The organism is Albibacillus kandeliae (assembly GCF_003116585.1).
Classification (GTDB): Bacteria; Pseudomonadota; Alphaproteobacteria; order Rhodobacterales; family Rhodobacteraceae; genus Albibacillus; species Albibacillus kandeliae.
Genome location: NZ_QEHM01000003.1, coordinates 772,321 through 788,891, shown reverse-complemented (window position 1 = coordinate 788,891; position 16,571 = coordinate 772,321). Strand labels below are relative to the sequence as shown.

Here is a 16,571-nt window from a genome sequence, read left to right as displayed (position 1 = left end):
GCCCTGCCCCGGACTGCGATCCGGGGCCCGTGTTCACGTGATGTCTTGCGAGGCCCCGGGCGTTGCCCGGGGCGGTGTGACGCCTACTCGGCGTCGGTGATCGTCAGGGCGATCGGGTCCAGCCCGTCAATCCCGCCAGTGATCTTGTCACCCGCCACGACCGGACCCACACCCGCAGGCGTGCCGGTCATGATCAGGTCCCCGGGGCGCAGATGATAGAACTTGGACAGGTCCATCACGATCTCGTCCAGCTTCCAGATCAGTTCTTCCAGCGTCGCATCCTGCTTGACCTCGCCGTTGACCTCGAGGTGGATGCGCTGCGCGCCGATTTCACCCATCTCGGCGGCCGGGGTCAGCGGCGAGAAGACGGCGCTGCTCTCGACATCCTTGCCAAGGTCCCACGGGCGCTGCTTGGACCGCGAGGCGATCTGCAGGTCGCGGCGGGTCATGTCGAGCCCGCAGCCGAACGCATAGATAGCCGCGTCGGCCTCGGCCTTGGTGGCGCGGAAGACCGGCTTGCCGATCGCCATCACCAGCTCCATCTCGAAATGGAAGTTCTCGGTGCCCGGCGGGTAGGGCATGGAGGCGCCACTCAGAACCGCGTTGGCAGGCGACTTGGTGAAGTAGAATGGAGCCTCGCGGTCAACCTCGAACCCCATCTCGGCGGCATGGGCGGCATAGTTGCGGCCGACGCAGAAGATGCGACCCACCGGGTAGTCGGCGGTTTCGCCCTTCACCGGGATGGTCACCGGTTCCGGCAGGGTAAAAAGCAGATCGGTCATTTCGCGCGTTCCTCGTAGTATCCAAGCTTGTCTTGCAGCGGGCGGTCGTGGATGCGGACCAGGAACGCTTCGCTGCCTGCCTCGTGCTTGATGTCGGCAAAGACAGGGGCGGTAAAGGTATCTTTGGGGCCCCACTCGACTTTCTGCCCGTTGATCATCGAGGACCCATGCCCCTTGATCACGTGGAAGGCGGCGGAGGAGGACCGGAGCGGCGGTTCATCGATCTGCCCTGCGCCCAGCATCATCGCGGTGAAGCCCATCGTCGGCAGTACATCCTGCCCGGTTTCGGGGTTGATGTAGTCGACCTCGGCGACGCCTTCGTCACCATATTTCGCCAGTTCTCGCAGCGCGGCCTCGGTGCGCGCCCAGGGGTAGCGCATCATCGGGTAGCGACGGACCGTGTTGTTCAGCCGCCGCGAGGGCGCCAGCCCGGCGGCGCGATACTCGACCTGGCTTGCGTCCGGGCGATTGCGCTGCGCCTGCAGCGGCGCCTCCTCGGCATAGGAGCCTTCGAGGTAGACGAAAAGTGGCAGGTCCAGCGCATCGAGCCAGATCACCGGCTCCTCGCCCTCGTGACCGTGGTCGTGCCAGTCGCCTCCCGGGGTCAGGACAAGATCGCCGTCTTCCATGGGGAGCTTCTCGCCGTCGACGACGGTAAAGCCGCCCCGGCCCTCGACGATGATCCGCGCCGCCGACGGGGTGTGCCGATGCGCCGGTGCGGTTTCGCCCGGCAGCAGCAGTTGCATTCCAAGGTAGATCGAGGAGGTCGCCTGCATCGCGCCGGTGCCGCGCCCGGGATCGGACAACACCAGAACGCGGCGCTCTGCCTTTTCCACCGGGGTCAGTTCGCCTGCACGCAGCAGCAGCGGGCGGAGGCTCTCGAAGGCCCAGTGGCCGGGCCGTGTCACGGGGTTGGGCGCGCCATGGGGCAGGACGTTGCGCATCATCGGCCAGAGTGGCGCGACGCCCGCGCGGGTCATGTCGTCGCGATAGTCCTGCGGCAGTTCCTCCAACGTTCCTAGCTGCTCTGACATCGGGTGTCCTCCTCTTTCGGCGCGCGCCCTCCCGGCGGCATATATGATGTATACTTACTATATGCATACCTGTCAACTCGGCGCACACCAGCTGTGTAACGCGGCTACGTTTACCGAAAAGACCCATGCGAAACCGAACGTTAGGAGACTGCTGCTAAACACGACGCCCCGGATGTTGACGGGCAACCGAGTCGCAGAGGGTCGTCATGGCCGCCGCCTACATCATTCTCGCGCCGCTGGCCGGACTGGTCTGCGCCATCGCCCTTCTGATTGCCGGTGCCGGGGTCTGGATCGCGCTGGCGGGTTACCTCGCCTCGGGGGTCGCGGTCTTCGGGCTGCTCTGCATCGTCACCCTCTCCCGCCCCCGCCGGACCGCGCCGAAGAACCGTTCCGGCAGAAAAGCAAATGCTGCCCGCAACAGCAATCTGATTGAACAATAGCCAATCGTGACACCATCGGCGCAGGTTTGCCGCCGTTGCCCTTCCTGCAGGTGACAAGCCCCTTCAGTGCCCATAAGGTCGCGCCATGACTGAGGTAAATTCTTCTCCGGTTCCCGCCATCAGCGCGCATGGCGGCGCCCGTTTCCTGAACCGGCAGGCTCTTGGGCTGGCCCTGACCACCCTGGTCGCCGTGACCGTCGTACTCACGACGCTGATGCCATCCGCCTATGTTCCCGGACCGCCGGGTGGTGACAAGACGATGCATCTGCTGGCCTTCGCCGCACTCACGCTGCCGACTGCCTTTCTGGCGCACCGACACCTCACCTGGGTCCTGCCCTTTGCCATCGTGCTGGGCGCCGCGATCGAGATCATCCAGCCCGCGTTTGGCCGCCACCGCGAACTCGCGGATCTCTACGCCGACAGCGCCGGGGCCCTTGCGGGGGTCGGCGTGGGGCTGATGTGCCGCGCCCTGCTCGGCCGACTCGGCCTGATGACCTGACCCCGATCCCTTGCAGGCGCAAGAACCTGCGCAAGGCATCCATCCAATGCCGCAGGGCAGCACAACGTAACGTCAACGGCGGAAATCAGCCTTTAATCCTTGGGATTTACCAGAGGATTTCACTTTTGACGCCACATTCCTGCCCGATTCATTCGTGAATATTGCATGTAATTGAAAATGTTCGCGCGGGACCGAACTCCCCAATAATACGAGACACCGCGCGAGATGAGCTCTGTAGAGGCACAGAATGCGTATTCTTGCGGTCGATGACGACCCGATCATTCTCGAACTTGTGGCCGAGCTTCTGGTCACGTTCGGCCACCATGACGTGGATACTGCCGGGTCTGCTGCCGAAGCTCTCGAGATTGTCGGCGATCCCCAGAGCGATCTCTACGACTGCTTCCTTCTCGACATCCAGATGCCCGAGATGGACGGCATCCAGCTGTGCCGCAAGTTGCGCGAAACCAGCCGCTACGTGCGCACGCCGATCCTGATGATCACCGCGATGTCGGACAAGGCCTACATCGACAACGCCTTCTCCGCCGGTGCGACGGACTACGTGACCAAGCCGTTCGACATCAACGAACTGCGCGAGCGCATCACCACCGCCGAGGCCCGTATCGCGGGCGAGGGTGCGCTGACCAAGAAGATCTTCGCCGTGTCGCGCGGGACCGAGCCGCAGGAGCAGGTCAAGGTCGCGCTGAACGAGCCCGTGACCATCATGGACGTGGACGGGGTGATCGACTACTTCGCCTTCGAGAACTACGTCTCGCAGCTGTCGCGCGGGTCGCTGTTCGGTTCCACAGTCTTCGGCTTTGCCATCCGCGGCATCGCCTCGCTCTATCGGCAAAGCACCGCATTCGGGTTTGAGTGCCTGATCACCGACACCGCCGAGGCCATCTCGGACTGCCTGCAGGGCAACCAGTTCCTGATCACCTATGCCGGCAACGGCGCCTTCATCTGCGTGGTCGAAGGCGGCTACCGCCCCGATCTCGAGCGGCTGACCGACATGGTCAACCTCTGCATCCACGACATGGACCTGCACTTCTGCGACGGGCGCAAGCTGGACTTCCGCGTCGCTCCGGGCGAGGCGCAGCGGATGATCTGGCGCGGCAATGGCAACGCGATGGAGGCCGTTATCCTGGCCCACCAGACCGCGGAGGACGAGGCTCTGCGCCGCGAGAAGATGCAGAATGACTTTTGGCTGACGGAGCGCGCAGGTTGATGTCCAACGCCGATTTGCTTCCGGGCATCGCCCGTATCCGGGCCCGTTTTGTCGGGATGCTCGGTGACCGCCTGAGCGAACTGGAAAGCCTCGTGGCTAGCGGCAACGGAATCGTTCCCGAGCCTGCCGCTCTGAACGACGCCAAGGCGATCCTGCACAAGATTGCAGGCTCGGCCGGCACGCTCGGTCTTCAGGACCTGGGCGAAGCCGCGCGCACCTGCGAGAATGACATCATCTGCTATCTCGACACCGGTGCGCCGGGCCTGCCCAAGATCTTCAACGATCTCGGCGATTTCGCGGAACTGGCCGAGGACCTGCTGGAGGAAGAGCAGCCAGAGGATGCGGAGCTCGCTCAGGCCGTACACGCCTGATCCGCACCTCAACGATATGGAATGAAAAAAGCAGGCCCCGGGGCCTGCTTTGTCGTTTCTGGGACCCGGGCAGGGCCCCAGTCTCTGGTGGCGTGTCAGCCGTTCAACGCGGCCATGATCTGATCGCCAAGGGTGATCGGGTCAAAGGGTTTGACCACCACGGTCAGCGCCGACATGGCCTTCAGTTCCTCGACCTCGGCAGGCTGGGCCCGTGCGGTCATGAAGATGGCGGGCGTTGTCTCGAGGCCCTTGATCTCGCGCAGCTTCTGCAGCGTGGTCGGCCCGCTCATGCCCGGCATCATGACATCCAGCAGAAGGATCTCGGGCTTGAACTGGGGCGCCTTCTCCAGCGCGTCCTCGCCCGAGGGGCACTGCATCACCTCGAACTGGCCTGACAGCTCCAGCGCCATCTTGGCAACTTCCCGAATATCCTCGTCGTCTTCGACGTGCAGCAGACGCATCATCGCGGCTTCCTCTCGTTTCTTTATTGCAAGTCCCGTGATCAGACTGCGCGATCGACGGGCTTGAGCTGCTCGACCTCGGCGGGCACGGCCGCGGGAAACTCCGCGTAGAAGGTTGCGCCCTTGCCAAGCTCGCTGAACAGTCCGATGGACCCTTTCTGCTCTTCCATGATGACCTTGGCAATATTGAGTCCCAACCCGGTGCTCTCTACGCCCCGGTTGGCAGTTGTGGATGCCTGTGCAAAGCGCTCGAAGATGCGCGCCTGCGCCTCTTTCGCGATGCCCTGGCCGTAGTCCTGAACGTTGATGCGGATACGATCCCCGATCCGCTCCATGTAGACGCGCACGCGTCCGCCCGGAGGCGAGAACTTGGCCGCGTTCGACAGGAGATTGGTCAGCACCTGCAGGGTACGGCCGAAATCGTAGTCGGCGCAGGCGTCGGGGTCGATCTCTTCCTTAACCACCTTCACGTCAAAGCGGTTGGCGAACTGCTCGTTCGCCGCGACCGCCTCTTCGATGACGCTGGCCAGAGGCTCGACCTTCAGCTTGAACTCCATCTGCCCGGCCGCGATCTTCTCGATATCGAGGATATCGTTGATGATCATCACCAGCCGGTCGGCGTTCCGATAGGCGATGCTGAGCATGCCGCGCGCCTTTTCGGGCAGTTCACCCGCGGCGTTCGACAGCAGCAGGCCCATGGCGCCCTTGATCGAGGTCATCGGCGTGCGCAGTTCGTGGCTGATGGTCGACATCAGCTCGGCCTGGGCGCGTTCCGCCTGAACCCGTTCGGACATGTCACGCAGCACCACGACCAGTTGCTCACGGGCGGCGTAGGGGCTGACCCGCTGCAGGCGAATGTCATAGGGCCGCGAGTCGATCACGGCCGTGTAGCTGACATGGTCCTTGCCGGTGACCAATGTATCGACATGGGTCCTGAAGGTCTCCGTCTCGAAATCCTCACTCACGGTAGCGAGGTTCTCGGGCGTGTAATCCTCGACGCTCCAGCCCTTCCGGGCCAACGCCGCCTCGTTCATGTAGGTACAGCGCAGGGTCGCGGGATCGAACATGTAGACCTCGTCCCACAGCTTGTGGAGCGCGGTGTAGAGTTCCTTCTGCGCGGCCGCCATCTTGTTGTCGGTGATGTCGGTGCGGACCGAGATCGAGCCGACGAGGTTGCCCTTGGCATCCATGCGCGGAACGATGGTCGCCTGGGTCCAGAGAACATTGCCCTGCTTGCACTGAAGACGGGTTTCGCCCGACCAGGGCTCGCCACGGTCCAGCCCCGCCCGGATGTCCTCCATCTTGCTAAGGTCATCTTCGAAGTAGAGCCGATCCATGCTGATGCCGCTGAGGTCGTCCAGCGCATAGCCGGTCGCGTCGCGGAACTTGTCGTTCACATGGACGATGCGCGCCTTGTCGTCGGTGAGGGTCACCATGGCATGACGGTTCAGCGCGGTGACTTCCTGCACGAGGCGCGCACGGGTGTCGTTGTTGCCGGCGAAAAGCGCCGGGCGGAAGACCGAGCGCCAGGTCAAGCCAAGCGCGAAAACCGCCCCGATGAGGGCGAGGGTGCTGAGAATGAGCAGCGGGAGGGAGGATGCAATAACGATAGCCCCAAACAGGGCAAGTACGAGAAAAGACAGACATACCAGTGCTGCTGCTGCATTGAACTTCTTAGAGTTCATGAGTCTTCTGCCTCTTTCTGTCGATCGGGCCCAAATTATTATTTTTAACTTCCTGGCGATGCCGGGATGTTTGGAATTCAGGGCTTTAACTGTCAATCTCGTATGGGATTTCTGCGCGTTCAACCGCGCATTTTGAGGCCCAGAACGTGTCAAAAGTGGGATATTTCCCACAGTCTCGTTAGTCAAATCTTAGTATTTCAAAGGGTTATTCCACGTCTCTTTTTTAGTGAGGCGGGCCCGTGTCCCGGTGATCTCACATGCCCGCGCTCGCCCGCGATCTTGCAAAGTCGTAGGCTTCGTCCTCGTCGTCCTGCCGGCGTACGGTGAACCAGAACACCGTCTCGCGTCCGGGATCGCTGGTGTAGCCGATCTCGCCGCCCATGCGTTCGACCAGCTGCTTGCAGATGCTCAGCCCGAGGCCGGTGCCGCCCTTCTCTCGCGTGTCCGTGCTGTCGGCCTGCGAGAACGGTTTGAAGATGTTCGAGCGGAAGGAATCCGGGATCCCCGGCCCGTTGTCGCGCACGAGGAAGCGAACCATGTTCTTTTCGGGCACGACCTCCAGGCTGACCGTGCCGCCGCGCTTGGAGAACTTGCAGGCGTTCGACAGCAGGTTGGCAAAGACCTGGAGCAGGCGCGCGCGATCGGTCCACAGCCCGACCACCTCCTCGCAGGGGGTGACCTTCAGCTCGACTCCAAGGTCGTTGGCATAGGGCATCATCTGCTGCGTGATCTCGGAGAGGACGCCGGTGACCACCTCGTGCGAGTAGTTGAACTGCATCCGCCCGGACTCGATCCGCTCGATGTCGAGAATGTCGTTCACCAGCGCGATCAGCCGGTCCGAGTTCGACTGCGCAATGGTCATCATGCGGCGGCCGACCGGGCTCACGTCCTGGCCCAGCGCATTGTCGAGCAGCGCAAGAGCCCCACGCAGCGAGGTGAGGGGCGTTCGCAGCTCGTGACTGACGGTTGCCACGAACTCGCTCTTGATCCGCTCCATGTGCTTCTTGTCGGTGATGTCGTTGACCTGCGCGATGAAGACTTCCTCACCGGTGTGCTCTTCGACGGTCCACGACACGTTGAGCATGGCCCAGAACTTCGAGCCGTCCTTGCGCACCAGCTCGCACTCGGTCTCGAAGGCGCCGTAGCCAAACTGCTTGCGCATGTCGATGCCGGTCAGAATGTCGGCGAGATCCTCTTCGGACATCACGTTGTAGAGCTGCTTGCCGCTGGTCAGCTCTTCCTCGCTGTACCCGAGATAGTCGCAGAGGGCCGCATTGGCTTCGGTGAAGCCGGCATTGTTGTTCAGCACGCAGACGCCGACCGGCGCGTTCGAGAAGATCAGCCGGAAGCGTTCCTCGCTGTTGCGCACGGCGATCTGCGCCAGCCGCTCTTCGGTCACGTCCACCTGCGCCCCAACAAAGCGCAGGGCGTGTCCGGCAGGATCCCAGTCGACCACCGTCGCCTCGGACCGCATCCAGCGCCAGCCGTCCTCGCCGAAATCGACGCGGAACTCGGAGACCGACCTCGCGGTCTCGCCCTTGATGCAGGCGAGGTCGGAAGCCTTGAGCGCCGCGAAATCCTCGGGGTGGACCCGTGCGTTGAACACGGCCTGCGTGTCGAGCTCGGGATCGTCCAGAGAGACCCCCATCAGGCGGCGCCAGCTGTCCGAAACCACCGACTTGCCGGTGCGGACGTCGATGTCGAAGACCCCGATTTCGGCCCCTTTCAGCGCGAGGTTCAGACGCCTCTCGGTGTCGCCGACCTTCTTGTGCAGGTTTTCCTCGTCGGTCACGTCCTGCAGGAAGAGCGAGCGGCGCCTGTGGCCCGTCGCGGTCTTCCACGTGCCGAGCCGGTACTGGTAGATCCGCCGGTTCTGTTCGCCGAGGTCGCCATCGACGACCGTTTTGCCCTCGGTCTCGGCAAGGGAAACCTCGGGCAGCAGCTTCGCTATGTCGCGACCGACCAGCATCGCCTTGTCTTCGCCCAGGAACGCCGCGCCGGTCGGGTTGCAGCTCATGATCAAGCCGGACTCGTCCAGTGTGATGATGCCGACCATCGCATTCTCGACGATGGCGCGGTTCTCTTCCTCCGAGGTTTTCAGCTCAGACGTTTTCTGCCGCACCTGCCGCGAGATGATGGCCTCGCGCCAGCTCGCAAGGAAGAACAGCCCCGAGATCAGCAGCGAGAGCATCAGGCCGCCGCCCAGAACGATGAGGGCGGTGACGCTCTTCTTGCCCGCCTCGAACCGAGGCGTGCTGTACCATTCCACCGTCCATGACCGGCCGAACACCTCGAAAGGCATGTAGGTCTTGAACATTGCCTCGTCCCGCCGCGCTCCGGGCGCATCGGAGGCATAGATCAGGCTATCGGGATTTGCCTCCTGCCCCTCGTAAACCCTCATCCCGAACTGGAGATCCTGGGAATGGGTCAGGTCGCTCAGCAGGGTCGGCGCGAGGAACATCGCGCTGACCCAGCCGCTGAAGGCCGCGCGCCGTTGTTCCGGCGTGTCGAGCGGCATGTCGGGCTGGTAGATCGGTTCGTAGAGCAGGTATCCCTGCGCGCCATCTTCTCCGTAAGCGAGATCAAGCGCGGAGGTCATGTGCGGCAGGCCGGAATCCCGCGCGGCGATCGCTGTCTCGTGGCGCTCCTCCTCGAAGGTGAGGTCGAGCCCGATGACCTGCTCCACGGCGCGGGAGGCTTCGAAGTACTGCACGAGGAACATTTCCTCGCCCCGAGTTTCGGGATGCGGAACAAGGGCATCGACCCCGACGGAAGACAGCCCCGCGATGAACTGGTCGAGCTCGGACCGCTTGACCGGACGGATGTAGGCCAGCCCCGCATCCTTGCTGCCCAGTTCGTGAGCCGAAAGCCTGTGCACGAAGTTCGCAAAATCGGCGCGCGTCACCTCTTCCGACGCGGAGAAGAGACCGGCAAGCGCGCGCAAGGTCTGACCCCCGGCCTTCATGCGGTCGGCGAGGGCGTCCCTGCTATCAGAGACAAGCGCGGCAAAGGCCTCGTCGGCACGTTGCTGCGTGACATTGCGCACCGCCTGGTACGCCATAACCGTTACGGTCAGGCACAGGATCAGCAGACAGAACTGCGCGAGTCTGGTCCCCAATCTCAATCTTACTGCTTCCCTTGTTCTTCTGATCGAACTGATGGCCCGAGTATTCTCGTCAATCCGACAGCGGCAGGTTAACCAAGGATCTGAAACGCAAAAGATCTTTTGTAACTTCTCGGGAAACTGTTGCGGCTTCAACCCACATCCCGCGGCTCCGGGCCAAGCCAGGTTCCCTGACGTAAAGGGAAGGCATCAACGCATTCCCTTGTTTTACTGAGCCTTACGCGAGTTGGCGGGATTTTTCCAGCACAACCTATAGGTTATTATCATACCGATAATTTCTCCCTAAGTAAAATTTCACTTAGCATTAAATTCAGACAGTTTCCGACGCTTAGCATCACTCGCGCCGGCATTGTCAGCGCCGCGAAACCGGGCAGATCGGGTGGCCGTCCTGCGGGTTCTGGCAGTTCTACCAAATTTTTTATTGAGCGCTCAAATAATTCTTGTTACCGTCCCTGAGACCGAAGGCGACGGAGCCGAAAGATGACCACGGAAGGCACCACTCACACCAAGATCCCGAACGACAGGGCCGGCCTCCCGGCGTGGAGCTATTTCAGCGAGGAGATGCTGGAGGAGGAGAAGGAACTGCTGTTCCGGCGACATTGGCAATTGATCTGCCATGTCAGCGACATCCCCGAACCCGGCGACTACATGGCCAGCGATTTCGTGGGGGAGCGCGCCCTCGTGATCCGCGGCCGCGACGGCAATGTCCGCGCCTTTCACAACCTCTGCCGCCATCGCGGTTCGCGTGTCGTGGCCGACGACAAGGGCACCTGCCGTGCCGCGATCATCTGCCCCTTCCACGGCTGGGCCTATAACCTTGACGGGACCCTGCGCGGGGCTGCCCGTCCCGACAGCCTGCCGCCGCTCGACCCCGAGGAATGGGGTCTCAAGGCGCTGGACATGGATATCTGGAACGGCTTCGTCTTTGTCCGTTTCAAGCCCGGCCCGCAGCCGAAGATCAGCGAGATCATGGCCCGCTTTGACGAGGAGCTGGCGCAATACGACCTTGCCGCGCTGGTTCCCGATGGAGAAGGCATGTGGAGCGAGGATATCCGCGCCAACTGGAAATGCGTGCGCGACGTCGACAACGAGGGATACCACGTTCCGATGGCGCATCCCGGGCTCGACGACCTGTTCGGACGCAACTACTACGACGAACCCTTCAAGGAAGGCACCAGCCGCTCCTTCTCGGGATTCCGCGAGGGGGACAGCAAGCTTTGGAGCGTGCGCCAGTACAAGGCGCTGCTGCCGCAGATGGACACGCTCGACGACGAGCACCAGCGCGCGTGGCTCTACATCGGGGTGTTTCCCAACCTCGTCTTCGGCATCTACCCGGACTCGGTGATCTACTACCACGAGTTTCCCGTCGATCATGGCCGGACCATCCAGCGTGGCGCCTGCTATCGCCGCCCGGACGAAGACCGCCGCATGCGCATCGCGCGCTATCTCAGCGGACGGATCGACCGGATCACCACCAAGGAAGATGAACAATTGATCGAATGGAGCTGGGAGGCCGCGCAATCGAGCGGCTTCGATGGCATCATCCTGTCCGATCTCGAGGCGGGTGTGAAAAGTTACCACGACGAGCTGCGCAGGCTCTATCCTGTCCTGAACACGGACGAGCCCGAACCCGGCACGCTGGCCGAGACCAACGCGGCCCTCGTCGAAACGGAGACCTGAATGACCGGAACTTCATCCCCCCGGCACGGGGGCCGCGCATCATGATCCTGGGGCGGGAAGCGCGGCAGGGACTTACCCTGATAAGCCCCACGATGATCTATGCTCTCCTGTTGCTGGCGGCGCCGCTGCTCACGGTGGTGACCTTCAGCTTCTGGACGCAGGATTACCTGACAATCGACACCACGCTGACGCTGAACAACTATCGCGAAGCCTGGACCCAGCCGATCTATCGCATCCTGATCCTACGGTCGCTGATGGTGTCCCTGGTGGTTACCCTGGTCACCGTCCTGCTGGCCTTTCCCATCGCCTACTACCTCTCGTTCCACGTCACCCGGCGCAAGGCGCTGTGGCTCTTCATGATCACCATTCCGTTCTGGACCAGCTACCTGCTGCGCGTGTTCCTGTGGAAGGTGATCCTCGGATACAACGGCGTGCTCAACTCGGCCCTGACCGGGCTTGGCATCATCGACGAGCCGCTGACCTTCCTGCTCTACAACATCAACGCCGTGATCATCACGCTGGCCCACGCCTGGGCACCCTTCGCGATCCTGCCGATCTTCGTCGCGCTGGAGAAGATCGACCGTTCGCTGCTCGAAGCGGCGGAAGATCTCGGTGACGGGCCGGTCCGCCGCTTCTTCCGGGTGACCCTGCCGCTCGCCATGCCCGGCGTCATCGCCTCGATCCTGATCGTGCTGATCCCCACAGTCGGCGATTTCATCACACCGCGCCTCGTGGGCGGGACCGACGGGCTGATGATCGCCAACATGATCCAGATCCAGTTCGGCAAGGCCAACAACGCTCCGCTTGGCGCGGCGCTCGCGGTCTCGTCCATGGTCATCGTCGCCTCGATCAGCCTGGTGATCTACCTCGCCGGCAAACGCTTTGGAGGGAAAACCCAATGAGACCCGGGCACAACTCCAAACGCTTCAGCTGGCTGACGATCTATGCCGTCGGCTACATGCTCTTCCTCTACGCGCCGGTCATCCTGCTGCCGCTCTTCGCCTTCAACAGCTCGACCATCATCGCCTTTCCGCTCAGCGGCTTCACGACCGAATGGTTCACGGTGCTGTTGAACAACGCCGCATTGGGCGAGTCGGTGGAGAACAGCCTGATCGTCGCGGTCAGCACCGCGATCCTCTCGACCCTGCTGGGCGCCTGCGCCGCGCGCGCCTCGGCGCGCTACAGGTTCCCCGGGCAGAGGGGCATGATCGCCTTCATCATGCTGCCGCTCGTCCTGCCCGAAATCATCGTGGCGGTGGCGCTCCTCGTCCTCCTGATGCAGCTCGGCCTCAGCCTCTCGCTCTGGACCGTGATCGGCGGGCACACCCTGATCTGCGTTCCCTATTCCATCGCCATCCTCAGCTCGGCCTTTCACGGACTCGACCGCAGCCTCGAGGAAGCGTCCTTCGACCTGGGCGAGACCAGCTGGGGCACGTTCAAGCGGGTCACCTTTCCGCTGGTGCTCCCCGGCGTGATCTCAAGCCTGCTGATCTGCTTCACCATTTCGCTCGACGAATTCATCATCGCCTTCTTCCTCACGGGAACCGATGCAACGCTCCCCGTCTACATCTGGAGCCAGCTTCGCTTTCCGACCAAGCTACCGTCGATCATGGCGCTCGGGACCATCCTCCTCGCGCTGTCGGTCATTCTGCTCATCCTCGCCGAATGGTTCCGCCAGCGTTCGGCCAAGCGACAGGGCGTGGAGGCATCCGCGGCCGGAGGGTTCCTGTAATCATGCAAGACAAGCCGATCATCGAACTCCGAGACGTGATCAAGCGATTTGGCTCCGTGCAGGCGCTGAACGGCATCAACGCCACCATCCGCGAAGGCGAGTTCTTCTCGCTGCTCGGCCCCTCCGGCTGCGGCAAGACCACCCTGCTGCGCATGATCGCCGGGTTCGAGGACCCGACCGACGGCGCCATCGTGATCGACGGCAAGTCGATGCAGGGTATCCCCGCCAACCGCCGCCCCACAAACATGGTGTTCCAGTCCTACGCGATCTTTCCGCACCTGAGCGTGGCCGAGAACGTCGCCTACGGGCTGAAAAAGAAGAAGCTGTCAAAGGCCGAGATCGCGGCGGAGGTCGACAAGGCCCTGTCGATGGTCGACCTCGCCGGCTATGGCCGCCGCGCCGCACATGAACTCTCGGGCGGTCAGCGCCAGCGCGTCGCCCTTGCCCGCGCCCTCGTGATGCGACCCAAGGTGGTGCTGCTCGACGAACCGCTCTCGGCACTCGACAAGAAGCTGCGCGAGCAGATGCAGGTCGAACTGCGTCAGCTTCAACAGTCCATCGGCATCACCTTCATCCTCGTCACCCATGACCAGGAAGAAGCGCTGATCATGTCCGACCGGATCGCGGTGATGTTCGAGGGCAATATCGCGCAGATCGACACACCCGAGGGTCTGTACCGCCGCCCTGTGAGCAAGCGCGTGGCTTCGTTCATCGGGGTGATGAACTTTCTGGACGCAACCGCGACCGGGCAGGACGGCACCGGCCTCTCGCTCGATATTCCCGCGCTTGGCAAGGTCACGGTACCGCCTTCGCATGTGCCCGAGGGCATGGCCGCCGCCTCGGTCCAGTCCATCGGCGTGCGGCCCGAAATGCTGACCATCCTGTTCGACGGCAAGGACAAGGCCGAGTCCGAAACGACAGGCAAGGTCACCGGCACCTCCTACTACGGCGACATGACCTATTACACGGTCGCCCTCAACGGAGTCGGGGCCCCGGTCACCGTCTCCATGCGCAACACCGCCGGACGCTCGGTCCTGCCGGTGGGCAGCCCCGTCCGTGTCGGATGGGGCGCCGAATCCATCGTCCTCTTCGAGTGAAGCCATGACACCTCGCCTCCAGCCCGGATCAGACCCTAACCTGTCGGACCTGCTGGGGCGCCACCGATGCGGACACGCGCTGGAGCAGGGGTTCTACACCTCGGACGAGATTTTCGCCGAGGACATGGAACGCGTGTTCCTGCCGGACTGGCACTATGCGGGGCATGTCAGCGAACTGCCCAACCCCGGCGACTACCTGCTGTTCGAGGTGCTGGACGAATCCGTCATCCTGACCCGCGACGCAGCGGGCGACATCCACGCGCTGGCAAACGTCTGCCGCCACCGCGGCTCGCGCGTTTGCCTTGAACAGAGCGGGCACACGCGGCGGTTCACCTGCCCCTACCACGCCTGGACCTACAACCTTGATGGCAGCCTGTTCTCGGCCCGGCTGATGTCCACCGACCTCGACAAGACCAAGCTGGGACTGAAAACCGTGCCGGTCGAGGTGTTCCACGGGATGATCTTCGTCTCCTTCTCCGACAACCCAGCCACCTTTGCGGGCGCGCGGGCCGAACTGGACCCATTGCTGAAACCCTTCGGTCTTGACCGGCTGCGCGTCGCACATCGCGAAAGCTACCCGGTGCAGGCGAACTGGAAGCTACTGATCGAGAATTACAACGAGTGCTATCACTGCGCCCCGGCGCACCCGGAGTATGCCCGCCACCACGCGATGCACATGGAGTTCGAGCGATTCCAACCCCTGAACGAGGCGCTCAAGCCCCGTGCCGAGGCGCTTGGCATCCCGACCGCGATGATCGACCGCGTCGGCGTCAACTGCCCCGCCGGGTCGGTGGACTACACCGTCAGCCGACAGGCCCTGTTCGAGGGCACGGACACCGGAAGCGACAATGGCAGACCCGTCGCGCCGCTGCTCGGCGATCTCAAGGGATACGACCAAGGCGCCTGCGACCTCTATGTCGGCATCTTCAACCCCATGCTGATCTACAACGACCATGCGGTGATCTACCGGTTCATTCCCGTGGACACCCGGACCTCGGTGCAGGAGATCATTTGGCTGGTGCACGAGGATGCGGTCGAGGGGCGCGACTATGATCTGAACCGCCTGACTTGGCTGTGGGACGTGACCACCAAGGCGGACAAGTTCATCATCGAGAAGAACCAGCAGGGTGTGAACTCGCGTTACTACGAACCCGGCCCTCTGGCCGGGATGGAGACCTTTACCCAGCGCTTCCTCGACCTCTACCTCGACCGGATGGGACGGCCCGCATGACCGACAGCGAACTGCTCTACGACGATCTCCACATTGCATTTCTCGAGGATCTCTGGGGCGGCGGATTCCTCTCACCCGGCGGCGCGGAAGAGGCTCTGCGTGTCGTGCAGGGTCTGGATCTGGACGGAAAGCGCGTGCTCGACATCGGCTGCGGCTCGGGCGCCATCGCCGTCTTGCTGGCCCGTGACGGCGGCGCGGCGGAGGTGGTCGGCATCGACGTCGAGTCCGATGTATGCGCCGCTGCGGAACGTCGGGTGCAGGAGGCAGGACTGGAGGGCCGAGTGACGATCCGGGAGGTCACCCCCGGCCCCTTCGACTTTCCCGACCAGAGCTTTGACCTGGTCTATTCCAAGGATTCCATCATCCATATTCCGGACAAGGAGGCGCTGGCCGCCGAAGTCTTCCGGATCCTGCGCCCCGGCGGCTGGTTCGCCGCCTCAGACTGGCTGATCTCGCACGACGGGACGCCCTCACCCGAGATGCAGGCCTATATCAAGGCCGAGGACCTCGATTTCGCCATGGCCTCGCCAGAGCGCTACCGCAGGGCGCTGGACGGGGCCGGGTTCACCGAGGTTTCGCTTATCAACCGCAACCCCTGGTACCGCGAGGTGGCGCAGGAAGAATACGACTGGCTGACAGGGTCCGAACGGGCGCGGCTCGAACAGACCTATGGCAAATCGTTCATCGCCGACCAGATCCACACCTGGACGGCGATGAACAAGGTTCTGGCCACTGGGGAGCATTGCCCTAACCACCTGCGGGCGCGGCGTCCGGGCTAGGCGTCATGCCAGCTCGGGCACCAGCATGCGGCCCTCGATCAGCCAGCCATCGACATCGCTGATCTCGAACAGGCCGAACCGGAAGGGCGCGCCCCAGTTACGCCGCCCGCGCGTGAACTCAAGCTGGTCGAGCAGTGGCGCGATGGGCATCGCACCGGCTTCGAGCCAGTCCACGTTCCGGCGCCAGGGCTGAAAGACCCCGTTGGCATCGGCCTGATAGGGCGCGCCCTCGCGCAACCGACCCACTGCGGTAAAGGCCTGAACGCGGTCGCGGCCTCCCATGGTCTGCACCGAAGAATAGTAGATCACCCGGTCGCCCGCAGAGAGGCGGCGCAATGGCGCCGCCTTTCCGTGACAGACCTGCATGAACCCCTCGGTGCGCCCCGCCGCCACGTGGTCGGCAGAGGCAATGGCGATCCAGCTGCGCATGG

Annotated in this window: 16 protein-coding genes; 10 read left to right on the top strand and 6 right to left on the bottom strand. The window is 63.1% G+C overall.

Features of this window, described 5'->3' with window-relative positions; genetic code table 11:
- Positions 1-83: 83 nt before the first annotated feature.
- On the bottom strand, positions 84-782 hold the full coding sequence (locus DDT93_RS09655) for a fumarylacetoacetate hydrolase family protein (protein WP_109465581.1): 699 nt from the start codon (positions 780-782) through the stop codon (positions 84-86).
- Positions 779-1,816 (bottom strand): cupin domain-containing protein, encoded by a 1,038-nt coding sequence (locus tag DDT93_RS09650; RefSeq protein ID WP_109465580.1) that lies wholly within the window; start codon positions 1,814-1,816, stop codon positions 779-781. Before DDT93_RS09650 ends, DDT93_RS09655 begins: the two co-directional genes overlap by 4 nt.
- Positions 1,817-2,022: 206 nt before the next feature.
- Between DDT93_RS09650 and DDT93_RS09645 the strand changes: the two genes are divergently transcribed.
- The 4 genes from DDT93_RS09645 to DDT93_RS09630 all read left to right on the top strand — a co-directional run bounded on the left by DDT93_RS09645 (position 2,023) and on the right by DDT93_RS09630 (position 4,351).
- Complete coding sequence (locus DDT93_RS09645; RefSeq protein WP_109465579.1) at positions 2,023-2,256, top strand: hypothetical protein; 234 nt, start codon at positions 2,023-2,025, stop codon at positions 2,254-2,256.
- A gap of 85 nt (positions 2,257-2,341) precedes the next feature.
- Complete coding sequence (locus tag DDT93_RS09640; protein WP_109465578.1) at positions 2,342-2,755, top strand: VanZ family protein; 414 nt, start codon at positions 2,342-2,344, stop codon at positions 2,753-2,755.
- A gap of 247 nt (positions 2,756-3,002) precedes the next feature.
- On the top strand, positions 3,003-3,980 hold the full coding sequence (locus DDT93_RS09635) for a response regulator (protein WP_109465577.1): 978 nt from the start codon (positions 3,003-3,005) through the stop codon (positions 3,978-3,980).
- On the top strand, positions 3,980-4,351 hold the full coding sequence (locus DDT93_RS09630; protein ID WP_109465576.1) for an Hpt domain-containing protein: 372 nt from the start codon (positions 3,980-3,982) through the stop codon (positions 4,349-4,351). The genes DDT93_RS09635 and DDT93_RS09630 overlap by 1 nt, the downstream gene beginning before the upstream one ends.
- 95 nt (positions 4,352-4,446) lie before the next feature.
- Here the strand turns inward: DDT93_RS09630 and DDT93_RS09625 are convergent, their stop codons facing one another.
- The 3 genes from DDT93_RS09625 to DDT93_RS09615 form a co-directional block, all read right to left on the bottom strand.
- Complete coding sequence (locus tag DDT93_RS09625) at positions 4,447-4,815, bottom strand: response regulator (RefSeq protein ID WP_109465575.1); 369 nt, start codon at positions 4,813-4,815, stop codon at positions 4,447-4,449.
- A gap of 38 nt (positions 4,816-4,853) precedes the next feature.
- Positions 4,854-6,347 (bottom strand): PAS domain-containing sensor histidine kinase, encoded by a 1,494-nt coding sequence (locus DDT93_RS09620; protein ID WP_198654810.1) that lies wholly within the window; start codon positions 6,345-6,347, stop codon positions 4,854-4,856.
- A gap of 403 nt (positions 6,348-6,750) precedes the next feature.
- Positions 6,751-9,615 carry a PAS domain S-box protein gene (locus tag DDT93_RS09615; RefSeq protein ID WP_109465573.1) on the bottom strand — a complete coding sequence of 955 codons (2,865 nt, stop codon included), beginning with the start codon at positions 9,613-9,615 and terminating at the stop codon, positions 6,751-6,753.
- Positions 9,616-10,101: 486 nt separating this feature from the next.
- Here DDT93_RS09615 and DDT93_RS09610 point away from each other — a divergent pair, with 486 nt between their 5' ends.
- The 6 genes from DDT93_RS09610 to DDT93_RS09585 all read left to right on the top strand — a co-directional run bounded on the left by DDT93_RS09610 (position 10,102) and on the right by DDT93_RS09585 (position 16,140).
- Positions 10,102-11,301, top strand: a complete 1,200-nt coding sequence (locus tag DDT93_RS09610; protein ID WP_109465572.1) for an aromatic ring-hydroxylating oxygenase subunit alpha — start codon at positions 10,102-10,104, stop codon at positions 11,299-11,301.
- A 92-nt stretch (positions 11,302-11,393) separates the two neighbouring features.
- On the top strand, positions 11,394-12,203 hold the full coding sequence (locus DDT93_RS09605; protein ID WP_232825408.1) for an ABC transporter permease: 810 nt from the start codon (positions 11,394-11,396) through the stop codon (positions 12,201-12,203).
- On the top strand, positions 12,200-13,033 hold the full coding sequence (locus DDT93_RS09600) for an ABC transporter permease (protein ID WP_109465570.1): 834 nt from the start codon (positions 12,200-12,202) through the stop codon (positions 13,031-13,033). Before DDT93_RS09605 ends, DDT93_RS09600 begins: the two co-directional genes overlap by 4 nt.
- 2 nt (positions 13,034-13,035) lie before the next feature.
- Positions 13,036-14,130 (top strand): ABC transporter ATP-binding protein, encoded by a 1,095-nt coding sequence (locus DDT93_RS09595; protein WP_109465569.1) that lies wholly within the window; start codon positions 13,036-13,038, stop codon positions 14,128-14,130.
- Positions 14,131-14,134: 4 nt separating this feature from the next.
- Positions 14,135-15,361: an aromatic ring-hydroxylating oxygenase subunit alpha gene (locus DDT93_RS09590; RefSeq protein WP_109465568.1), complete on the top strand. Its 1,227-nt coding sequence runs from the start codon at positions 14,135-14,137 to the stop codon at positions 15,359-15,361.
- A complete protein-coding gene (locus tag DDT93_RS09585; RefSeq protein WP_109465567.1) occupies positions 15,358-16,140 on the top strand; it encodes a methyltransferase domain-containing protein in 783 nt (260 codons plus the stop codon). The genes DDT93_RS09590 and DDT93_RS09585 overlap by 4 nt, the downstream gene beginning before the upstream one ends.
- Positions 16,141-16,143: 3 nt before the next feature.
- Here DDT93_RS09585 and DDT93_RS09580 read toward each other — a convergent pair whose 3' ends face one another.
- Entirely contained in the window at positions 16,144-16,569 is a 426-nt protein-coding gene (locus DDT93_RS09580) for an EVE domain-containing protein (RefSeq protein WP_109465566.1), read from the bottom strand.
- Positions 16,570-16,571: the final 2 nt, after the last annotated feature.